Genomic DNA, 9,781 nt, shown 5'->3' with positions numbered 1-9,781 from the left:
CACAAAGGCTTCCTCGAAAAAATCGATCAAAAACTCTCAAACGAAAAATTCGTGAACGGCGCACCTCCCAAAGTCATCGAAGGCGAACGCAAAAAGAAAGCCGATGCCGAAGCGAAGATCAAAGCGCTGGAAGAGAGTTTAGAGAGACTTTGATGTGTTCGCGTGTTGAGGTGTTGGAGTGTTGAAGTAAATGCGGGGTGCTCCCCAAACTCCAACACTCCAACACTTAAACACGTCAACACTCTAGAATCTCGCTGCCATCAAAAGCTCTATATTCTTATACTTCAGGCCGAACTTGCGGGCTACGTATTCGTTGGTAAGGCCGCCTTTGTAGGTGTATACACCTTTCATAAACCATTTGTGCGAGAAGATCATCGCTTCTACTCCGCCTTCTTCAGCTGCGCGAAGAATGGTAGGGGTAAAGATGTTGCTTAGTGCATTGGTAGCTGTATGGGCTACACGAGAGGCAACGTTGGGTACGCAATAGTGGATCACATCATGCTTGCGAAATATCGGGCGACTCAGGTTCGTAATCTCCGATGTCTCCACACAACCGCCCTGGTCAATACTCAAATCGATGATCAGTGAATCGGGTTTCATCTGTGTTACCATCTCTTCGGTAATCACATGACGTGCTTTGCCTTTTTCAGCCCGCAACGCACCAATCACCACATCTGCAGTTTTGAGCGTATCACCCAGCGTAACGGTATCAATCGTGGAAGTATATACCTGTACACCCAGCAGATGTTTAATGCGGCGCAGTTTGTAGATGTGGTTGTCGAAGACCTGTACATCGGCACCCAGCCCCAGGGCTGCTCGCGCAGCATACTCGGCTACGGTTCCTGCACCGATAATCACTACTTTGGTAGGAGGCACACCGGTTATACCGCCCAGTATAATTCCTTTGCCGTTGTTACCTGTGCTCAGGTATTCGGAAGCAATCAACATAACGGTGCTGCCGGCAATCTCACTCATCGCGCGAATGATGGGCATACCGCCTACTTTATCTTCAATGAATTCGTAAGCGAGTGATGTTACTTTCTTCTTCAGCAAGGCCTGCAGGCATTCTACTTTCAGGTGGCCGAGCTGCAACGCAGAGATGAGCGTTTGTCCCGAGTGCATCAGTTCGATCTCCTCCATGGTAGGCGGCTCGATCTTGAGAATGACATCAGCCTGGTATACTTCCTGTGGTGAATACACAATCTTGGCACCGGCATCGCTATAGGCTTTATCGGTAAACTTCGATCCGATACCGGCCTTGGTCTCCACCCACACATCGTGACCGTTGTTTACCAGGAGAGCTACAGCATCGGGCGTTAAGCTGATGCGATTTTCCTGCAGTGATATTTCGCGCGGTAATCCTATAAAGAATGCATGTCTGCGCTTCCGCACCTCGAGCATTTGCTCTTGCGTCACCAGACTGGTTTTGGCCAACGCCTCAAATCCGGTTTTCTTCTTTTCCGTCATGAACAGAAATGGCTATAGTTCGTAGTGTACTGTTTTCAATGGTTATTACAAGAGCGGCATATTCTGCCGGTATAAGAGAGGGAATTTTTTCGGGCCACTCCACCAGGCAGCGATTCCCAGAATAAAAATATTCGTCCGTTCCAATATCCCATGCTTCTGCCTCGTTTTTTATCCTGTAAAAATCAAAGTGATAGAGTTTCTCCCCTCCCCGCGTTTGGTATTCATTCACGATCGAGAAGGTGGGACTGCTAATCACATCGTCCACCTGTAATGCATCACAAATTGCCTTGACCAACGTTGTCTTCCCCGCGCCCATCTCACCATACAACAACCAGACGGGTGTATCCGCTAACTTCGTTACAATCGCACGGGCCACTTCTTCCAGTTCATCAAGGCTTACCTGCCGGTAAACCATTCCTTCGTTGATCATGACACATTTTTCGAAGTTAAGAAAATTATAGGAATGATCATCTCTTCCAGGCTTATACCCCCGTGCTGGAAGGTGTCGTTATAGAAGTTAACGTAGTAGTTAAAGTTGTTCGGATAGGCGAAAAACTGGTCCTCCGTGGCAAATACATACGAGGTTGAAACATTGGGTTTCGGCAAAAATAATTTTTCAGGTTTGGTAACGTGCATCACCTTATCGCCCTCAAAGCCGAGGTTCTTGCCTTGCTTGTAGCGCAGGTTGGTGTTTACATTGCGGTCGCCTATAATTTTAAAAGCACGCTTTACGCGGATGGTGCCGTGGTCGGTAGTGATCACCACCTTCACATCTTTCTCCGATATCTTCTTGAGAATATCCAGCAACGGTGAGTGCATGAACCACGACCGGGTAATAGAGCGGTAAGCCGATTCATCGGGTGCCAGCTCACGTATCATTGCCATGTCGGTGCGCGCGTGCGAGAGCATATCCACAAAGTTATAGACAATCACATTGAGATCGTTCTTGAAAAGGTTGTTTACTGTATCGGCAAGGCTCCTTCCCTCCTCCATGTTCTTAATCTTGTGATACGACATTTTGATATTGAGATTGTTCCGTCTCAACTGCTTGGCCAGAAACTCATCTTCAAAGTTATTCTTGCCTTCTTCTTCATCTTCGCCCACCCACAGGTCAGGATTGGTCTTAGCCATCTCAGACGGAAGCTGCCCTGAAAATATAGCGTTGCGCGCATAGGCTGTCGTTGTAGGCAGTATAGAATAGTAATGCTCTTCCTTGTCTACCGTGAAGTATTCGGCAATGATCGGCTCAATAATTTTCCATTGGTCGATGCGCAGGTTGTCGATGAGCACCATAAACACCGGCTTGCCTCCTCCAATCTCCGGAAATACTTTTTTCTTCATCAGCTGGTGTGATAGCAACGGCTTGTCGGCACTCGGGTTATTGAGCCACGACTCGTAGTTACGGATAATGAACTTGGAGAAGTTCGCATTGGCTTCCGTCTTCTGCATATCCAGTACATCGCCCATCTCCTGGTTGTCGGGCTGATCCATCTGCAGCTCCCAATGAATTAGTTTCTTGTATATATCAGCCCACTGCTCGTGGTTCATGTCATCCATAAACGCCATGCTGATCTTACGAAACTCCTGCTGGTAGTTGAGATTCGTCTTCTCAATCACAAGGCGTTTGTTATCGAGTATCTTTTTTACCGAGAGTAAAATCTGGCTCGGGTTCAACGGCTTGATCAGGTAATCGGCAATCTTGGAGCCGATTGCTTCTTCCATAATATGTTCCTCCTCATTCTTGGTGATCATTACGACCGGGAGGTTAGGTTTGTTTGTCTTGATAATGCTGAGTGCTTCCAGACCAGACATTCCGGGCATGTGCTCATCGAGGAATACAACATCAAAGTGTTTCTCGTCACTTAGTTCCACAGCATCCGAAGCGTTGTTCACCGGTGTTATATCATACCCGCGCTGCTCCAGGAAAAGGATGTGTGGTTTCAACAAATCGATCTCATCGTCCGCCCACAAAATGCTATATCTTTGCATGATCTGAATTTTTTCGGAAGTTACGGATTATACTGTTACAGGTTGACCGTAGAGCGTTATTCGTACATGTTTTTTTAAGGAACTCCCGGATAACCTGAACGGACAACGTACTGCGTATTGCATGAATAAAAAGAAAATTATTAACGACCCGGTATACGGATTTATTACAATCCCCAGCGAACTTATCTTTGATCTTATCTCGCATCCATACTTTCAGCGGCTGCGACATATCAAACAATTAGGATTAACGGAGTTTGTTTATCCTGCGGCACATCACTCGCGCTTTCAGCACGCACTGGGTGCCATGCACCTGATGGGAAAAGTACTGGACACGCTGCGGCTAAAAGGTGCAGAGATTTCCCCTGACGAATATGGGGCTGCACAAATAGCGGTACTTCTCCACGACATGGGGCATGGTCCTTTCTCACATGCACTGGAATATACTTTACTCCCGGGAGTAAAGCACGAAAGCCTCTCCTACCTCTTTATGGAAACGCTCAACGATGAATTTAACGGTGCGTTGAGTCTGGCCATGAAGATATTCCGGAACAGCTATGAACGAAAGTTCTTTCATCAGTTAGTATCCAGTCAATTGGATATTGACCGGTTGGATTACCTGAAGCGCGATTGCTTTTTTACAGGTGTGCACGAAGGAAATATAGGCGTTGAGCGTATCATCGCGATGCTGCGCATACACAACGATGAACTCGTGGTGGAAGAGAAGGGCATTCTCAACATCGAGAACTTTCTCAACGCAAGGCGCTTCATGTACTGGCAGGTATACCTGCACAAAGTATCGGTAAGCTCGGAGCGTATGCTGATCAATACCATTCGCAGAGCACAAAAACTCATGCAGGCTGGCGAAGAGCTCGAGGCCAGCAGGGCACTTACGCTGTTTCTCAAACACGACTATACATTAACGGATTTTCAGAATGATCCGGGCCTGCTAAAATCATTCGGGCAACTGGATGACAATGATATCTGGGGAGCAATGAAGTGCTGGCGAAATCATCCGGATGAAATTCTCTCGATGCTATCCGAAATGTTGCTTACCCGCAATCTCTTCCAGATCCGGCTGAGCAACGAGCCGATCAGTAAAAATACCATCGAGAAAATCCGCGAAGCCATTGCCGAAGCGTATAATACACTGCGCGCAGAAACTTCCTATCTATACTCTTACGGTACAGTTACCAACGAGGCCTATACCGAAGGACAACAGATTAATATACTGATGAAGAGCGGTGAGCTGCTCAACATTGCGCATGCCTCTGATCTTCCCAACATTACCGCGATCAGCAAAATCGTGAAAAAAAACTATCTCTGCTGGCCCAAAAATGTATCTTTGTGAGATACGTTATCCGTGATCTTTTACCGTTACTTGTTTGCACAGAAAGTTTTTTGATCATTCGATCTGCTCAACAAAACGGATAATGAGACGGATAATTACCACCACTAACGAATAGGGAACACATGGAATTTACCATTAGTCAGATAGCAGCCATGCTGGGCGGGGCAGTGCAGGGAGATGGCAGCGAAAAGATAAATATGCTGGCCAAGATACAGGATGCAAAGAAAGGTCAGCTGGCTTTTCTGTCAAACCCTAAATATGAACAGTATATCTATACCACACAGGCATCTGTCGTGATCGTTAAGAAAGATTTTGTTCCCCGTAAGGAGATAACCACCAACTTGATTCTGGTAGACGACCCATACAGCAGCTTTACTGCCTTGCTGGAGGAGTATCACAAGATGATCAATTTCCAGAAAACAGGCATCGAACAGCCCAGCTACATTGGCGAGAACTCAACGGTAGGTAAGAATATATACCGTGGCGCATTCTCCTATATCGGCAGCAATGTAAAGATTGGCGACAATGTAAAAATACACCCGCAAGCCTTTGTGGGCGATAACGTGGTCATCGGCGACAATACAATTCTGCATGCAGGAGTAAAGATCTATGCCGGCACGCGCATCGGCAGCAATTGTGTAATTCACTCGGGAACTGTTTTGGGCAGCGATGGATTCGGATTTGCTCCACAGGAAGATGGCACCTATAAAACGATCCCCCAACTGGGCAACGTGATTCTGGAAGACAACGTAACGATTGGTGGCAACACGGTGATTGACTGTGCTACCTTGTTCGGCGATGCCACCATCATCCGCCAGGGTGTGAAACTCGACAACCTGATTCAGGTGGCGCATAACGTAGAGATTGGCAAGAACACGGTGATTGCTGCACAATCCGGTATATCAGGCTCCACTAAAATTGGTGAGAACTGTGTATTGGCCGGACAGGTTGGTGTAGCCGGCCATTTGGTACTCGCCAATAATACCAGCATTGGCGCGCAGGCTGGCATCTCCAAGTCTATAAAAGATGAAGGTGAGAAGTTAATGGGCGCTCCTGCATTCGATGTAAAAGACTACTTCAAATCATACGCCGTGTTCAAAAAACTGCCGGACCTCAACGAACGTCTGCGGGAACTGGAGAAAAAAGTTCTCATGAAAATAGAATCCTGACTTTTAGAACACATTTCAGCATTTTACGAAAAGGATTCTCTTCCGTGATTAACCGGAACGCGTGAATCCCGACACGGAATTGGATTATCTGGATAATGGAATTAACTTGGCCCACTTTTCCAGAACATGCTTAACATAAAACAGCAAACAATTCAGAAATCTGTGACCCTCTCAGGGGTTGGTTTACACACGGGTGTTCAGACGAACATGACCTTTTTACCCGCCAAACCCAATCACGGAGTAAAGTTCCAACGTATCGATCTGCCGGGTTCGCCCATCATTGATGCCGATTGCGACAATGTAACCGATGTATCACGTGGTACAACCATTGAGCAGAGTGGTGCGAAAGTAAGCACCATCGAACATACGCTGGCAGCGCTTACGGGTCTGGAAATAGACAACGTGCTCATCCAGCTGGACGGCCCCGAGTGCCCGATCATGGATGGCAGTTCGATTCAATTTGTAGAAGTACTGAAAGGTGCCGGCACCGAAGAACAGAACGCCCTGCGTGATTTCTTCGAAGTACAGGAACCCCTCTTCTACCGCGAAGCGGCACGCAATGTTGAGATTGCAGCCCTTCCGCTCGATGATTATCGCGTAACGGTAATGATCGATTATAACTCACCCGTGCTGGGCAGCCAGCATGCTTCTATTACCGACATCCGCCAGTTTGAGAAAGAGATCGCTTCCTGCAGAACATTCTGCTTCCTGCATGAACTGGAAATGCTCTACAAGAACAACCTTATCCGCGGTGGCGACCTGAACAATGCAATCGTAATTGTTGACCGCGTTGTACAAGACGATGAACTCGATAATATTGCCAAGATGCTGGGCAAGCCGAAAGTGGCTGTAAAGCAGGAAGGCATTCTCAATAACATAGAGCTTCGCTATAAGAACGAACCGGCACGCCACAAGCTGCTGGACATCGTTGGTGACCTGACGCTGGCAGGACGCCCGTTGAAAGCGCAGGTGCTCGCGGCCCGTCCGGGTCACGCAGCCAATGTTGCTTTCGCGAAGAAGCTTAAAAAAGCCATGCAGGAGGCTGACAAGAAAGGCAGACCGAAGTACAATCCGAACCTGCCTCCGGTGATGGATATCAACAAGATTTCTTCCATTCTCAAACACCGTTATCCCTTCCTGCTGATCGACAAAATCATCTACCTCGACAACGAGAGCGTAGCGGGTGTGAAGAACGTAACGGTTAACGAGCCATTCTTCCAGGGGCATTTCCCGGGCAACCCGGTTCTGCCGGGTGTACTGCAGATCGAAGCCATGGCGCAGATCGGTGGTATACTGGTATTGAACACTGTGCCTGATCCGGAAAATTACTGGACATACTTTTTAGGAATTGAAAACTTCAGGTTCAGGAAAATGGTGCTTCCTGGCGATACCATCGTTATTCAATGCGATCTGTTAGCACCCATTAAAAGAGGTATTGCCAAAATGAGCGGCCGTGGGTATGTGGGGAATACACTTGTATGTGAAGGAACAATGACCGCCAGTATAGTTCGTAAAGATTCATGAGCCGATATCCTCTAGCCAACGTACATCCCGAGGCCAAAATTGGTAACAATGTTATCATTGAGCCTTTTGCTACTGTTCAAAACGATGTTGAGATCGGAGACGGTACATGGATTGGTCCGAATGCTGTGATCATGGAGGGCGCGCGCATCGGTAAAGATTGCAAGATCTTTCCGGGCGCTGTTATCTCTGGTATTCCGCAGGACTTGAAGTTCAAGGGAGAAAAAACAACAACGGAAATCGGCGATCGCTCTACGATTCGCGAATGCGTAACGATCAATCGCGGTACGGTAGACAAATATAAAACCGTAGTTGGCGCTGATTGCCTCATTATGGCGTATGCTCACCTGGGGCACGACTGCCTTGTAGGAAATCATTGCATACTCGGCAATGCGGTGCAGCTGGCCGGTCATGTGATCATCGATGACTTTGCAATCTTTGGCGGTGCCTGTGCCGTGCAGCAGTTCTCCAAGATCGGAGCACATGCTTACATCGGTGGTGGTTCACTGGTTCGTAAAGATGTGCCGCCGTATACCAAAGCAGCACGCGAGCCTCTCTCCTATGCCGGTATCAACACCGTAGGGTTGCGCAGGCGCGGCTTCACTTCTGAAAAGATTAACGAGATACAGGAGATATACCGCTTCATCTTTCTGAAAGGTCTTAATAACTCGAAAGCGATTGACCTGGTTGAGAAAGAAATTGCCGCGAGTACAGAGCGCGACTATATCCTCGACTTCATCCGTAATTCGGAGAGGGGTATCATGAAAGGATACGGAGGAAACGACTAATGTAACGACACTATATTTCAGGCCTCGGATGATCGCATCGGAGGCCTTTTATTTTGCTGTCACCGGGAAAACTTTATAAATATCTTTACGCCACTTACAACAACCTCAGAAGTATATCGCCCATGAGTCACGCTGCTATACACACCGAGCAAATACATCAGGCCAGATTCACGGTGCAGGTGAGTGATTTGGGGAAGCGATTTAACCGCGAATGGATCTTCAGAAACCTCAACTATACTTTTCAAGCCGGGCAAACCTACGCAATAACGGGGGCCAACGGCTCGGGTAAATCTACACTACTTCAGGTGATATGGGGACAGATGCCCCCGAGTAAAGGAACGGTAAAGTATATAACAGAGGGTGTCGAGACAACAGCGGAGTCGGTCTTTCAACGCATCGCCATTGCTACACCGTATATGGACCTGATTGATGAGTTTACGCTGCAGGAACAATTGGATTTTCATTTCAAGCTGAGATCGCCGCGGTATAATCTGAAGACCAGCGAGATGATCGAGCGCATGTACCTGACTGCTGCACGCGATAAGTATATATCCAATTTTTCTTCCGGTATGCGCCAGCGTGTAAAGCTGGCGTTAGCATTCTATACCGAAGCCGATATGGTCTTTCTCGATGAGCCCGGCACGAATCTCGATCAACGCGCCTTCGACTGGTATCTGCATGAATTACATCAGTTGCCCGCACACACCACCATCTTTATTGCCAGCAATCAGCCGGCAGAATATCCGGCCAGCGCCCATAAAATAGACATTATGCAATTTAAATAACGGTTACTACCACCTGTGCGGAGGTTATTAAAGACATGCCTCCGACCGTAGTAAGGGTTGGGTAATTTTTTGATTTTAGAAATTTTACGCTCATATTCGTAACATATAATAATTAACCAATGAAACATTTAGCAAGACTTTTATCGCTCCTGATCCTCGTTAGTGCCGGTATATTTTTCGCAAGCTGCGGTGGTGGCGGTGGTAACGATAAGACTGAAGAAGAACTTCAGTTGGATAAATTAAAAGGTACCTGGACGCTTACAGAGTCATCTGTTAAATTTGGTGGTTCTACCGATGACCGTTTCGATGGTTCTGCACTTAAATTAACAATTGCCGGTACATATTCTGCCGGTGGAAAATATACTTACTCTCTAACTACCAGCAAGCAGGTGAATGCAAGCCCCTGGAAAGGTGCCGGTAACTGGAAGTTCAATCCAGCGGCGGTCAGCAGCAACATCATTCGCCTCGACAGCGAATTTGGCGATGGCTCACAAGATGTATCAATCACCTACTCACTGTCTTCAGATGCTAAAACATTAACAATGGATTTCACATACTCCGGAACAGGCTATGTTCTGGGTGCCAGAACTGAATCTGTAAGCGGTGACTGGACTTTTGTATTCACGAAGTAATTTCCCTGACACTATAAATGCAAAGAGGCTGTTCAAATGAGCGGCCTCTTTTTTTTTAATCAGTTATCGGTTACAGGTTAAT

10 protein-coding genes are annotated in these 9,781 nt (G+C 47.2%); 7 read left to right on the top strand and 3 right to left on the bottom strand.

The window, feature by feature from the left end; genetic code table 11:
• A partial coding sequence (locus V7Q33_RS20390) for a hypothetical protein (RefSeq protein WP_333821076.1) occupies nt 1-153 on the top strand: 153 nt, incomplete at its 5' end.
• A gap of 90 nt (nt 154-243) precedes the next feature.
• Here the strand turns inward: V7Q33_RS20390 and V7Q33_RS20385 are convergent.
• The 3 genes from V7Q33_RS20385 to V7Q33_RS20375 are packed head-to-tail and all read right to left on the bottom strand — an operon-like array spanning nt 244 to nt 3,456.
• Nucleotides 244-1,467: an alanine dehydrogenase gene (locus V7Q33_RS20385; protein ID WP_331983889.1), complete on the bottom strand. Its 1,224-nt coding sequence runs from the start codon at nt 1,465-1,467 to the stop codon at nt 244-246.
• Entirely contained in the window at nt 1,439-1,897 is a 459-nt protein-coding gene (tsaE, locus tag V7Q33_RS20380) for a tRNA (adenosine(37)-N6)-threonylcarbamoyltransferase complex ATPase subunit type 1 TsaE (protein ID WP_333821075.1), read from the bottom strand. Before tsaE ends, V7Q33_RS20385 begins: the two co-directional genes overlap by 29 nt.
• A complete protein-coding gene (locus tag V7Q33_RS20375; RefSeq protein WP_331983885.1) occupies nt 1,894-3,456 on the bottom strand; it encodes a T9SS response regulator signal transducer PorX in 1,563 nt (520 codons plus the stop codon). Before V7Q33_RS20375 ends, tsaE begins: the two co-directional genes overlap by 4 nt.
• A gap of 121 nt (nt 3,457-3,577) precedes the next feature.
• Here V7Q33_RS20375 and V7Q33_RS20370 point away from each other — a divergent pair, with 121 nt between their 5' ends.
• From V7Q33_RS20370 to V7Q33_RS20345, 6 genes are all read left to right on the top strand, one after another.
• A complete protein-coding gene (locus V7Q33_RS20370) occupies nt 3,578-4,804 on the top strand; it encodes an HD domain-containing protein (RefSeq protein WP_331983883.1) in 1,227 nt (408 codons plus the stop codon).
• A 122-nt stretch (nt 4,805-4,926) separates the two neighbouring features.
• Nucleotides 4,927-5,973, top strand: coding sequence for a UDP-3-O-(3-hydroxymyristoyl)glucosamine N-acyltransferase (lpxD, locus tag V7Q33_RS20365; RefSeq protein WP_331983881.1), 1,047 nt, complete (start codon nt 4,927-4,929; stop codon nt 5,971-5,973).
• Nucleotides 5,974-6,099: 126 nt separating this feature from the next.
• On the top strand, nt 6,100-7,497 hold the full coding sequence (locus V7Q33_RS20360; protein WP_333821074.1) for a bifunctional UDP-3-O-[3-hydroxymyristoyl] N-acetylglucosamine deacetylase/3-hydroxyacyl-ACP dehydratase: 1,398 nt from the start codon (nt 6,100-6,102) through the stop codon (nt 7,495-7,497).
• On the top strand, nt 7,494-8,282 hold the full coding sequence (lpxA, locus tag V7Q33_RS20355) for an acyl-ACP--UDP-N-acetylglucosamine O-acyltransferase (protein WP_331984025.1): 789 nt from the start codon (nt 7,494-7,496) through the stop codon (nt 8,280-8,282). The genes V7Q33_RS20360 and lpxA overlap by 4 nt, the downstream gene beginning before the upstream one ends.
• Before the next feature lie 122 nt (nt 8,283-8,404).
• The gene (locus tag V7Q33_RS20350) at nt 8,405-9,067 is read left to right on the top strand and encodes an ABC transporter ATP-binding protein (protein ID WP_333821073.1); all 663 of its coding nucleotides are present in this window, start codon (nt 8,405-8,407) and stop codon (nt 9,065-9,067) included.
• A 119-nt stretch (nt 9,068-9,186) separates the two neighbouring features.
• Nucleotides 9,187-9,699, top strand: coding sequence for a hypothetical protein (locus V7Q33_RS20345; RefSeq protein WP_331984021.1), 513 nt, complete (start codon nt 9,187-9,189; stop codon nt 9,697-9,699).
• Nucleotides 9,700-9,781 lie beyond the last annotated feature (82 nt).

This window comes from Ohtaekwangia sp. (assembly GCF_036786105.1).
Classification (GTDB): domain Bacteria; phylum Bacteroidota; class Bacteroidia; order Cytophagales; family Cyclobacteriaceae; genus Ohtaekwangia.
The sequence above is the reverse complement of the archived record's forward strand: the minus strand, read 5'-3'. Positions and strand labels throughout refer to the sequence as shown.

What these genes read in the sequence shown, in the direction of transcription:
- V7Q33_RS20360 (WP_333821074.1), top strand. Translation starts at nt 6,100, where the DNA reads ATGCTTAACATAAAACAGCAAACAATTCAGAAATCTGTGACCCTCTCA.
- tsaE (WP_333821075.1), bottom strand. Translation starts at nt 1,897, where the DNA reads ATGATCAACGAAGGAATGGTTTACCGGCAGGTAAGCCTTGATGAACTG.
- V7Q33_RS20350 (WP_333821073.1), top strand. Translation starts at nt 8,405, where the DNA reads ATGAGTCACGCTGCTATACACACCGAGCAAATACATCAGGCCAGATTC.
- lpxD (WP_331983881.1), top strand. Translation starts at nt 4,927, where the DNA reads ATGGAATTTACCATTAGTCAGATAGCAGCCATGCTGGGCGGGGCAGTG.
- V7Q33_RS20375 (WP_331983885.1), bottom strand. Translation starts at nt 3,456, where the DNA reads ATGCAAAGATATAGCATTTTGTGGGCGGACGATGAGATCGATTTGTTG.
- V7Q33_RS20370 (WP_331983883.1), top strand. Translation starts at nt 3,578, where the DNA reads ATGAATAAAAAGAAAATTATTAACGACCCGGTATACGGATTTATTACA.
- lpxA (WP_331984025.1), top strand. Translation starts at nt 7,494, where the DNA reads ATGAGCCGATATCCTCTAGCCAACGTACATCCCGAGGCCAAAATTGGT.
- V7Q33_RS20385 (WP_331983889.1), bottom strand. Translation starts at nt 1,467, where the DNA reads ATGACGGAAAAGAAGAAAACCGGATTTGAGGCGTTGGCCAAAACCAGT.
- V7Q33_RS20345 (WP_331984021.1), top strand. Translation starts at nt 9,187, where the DNA reads ATGAAACATTTAGCAAGACTTTTATCGCTCCTGATCCTCGTTAGTGCC.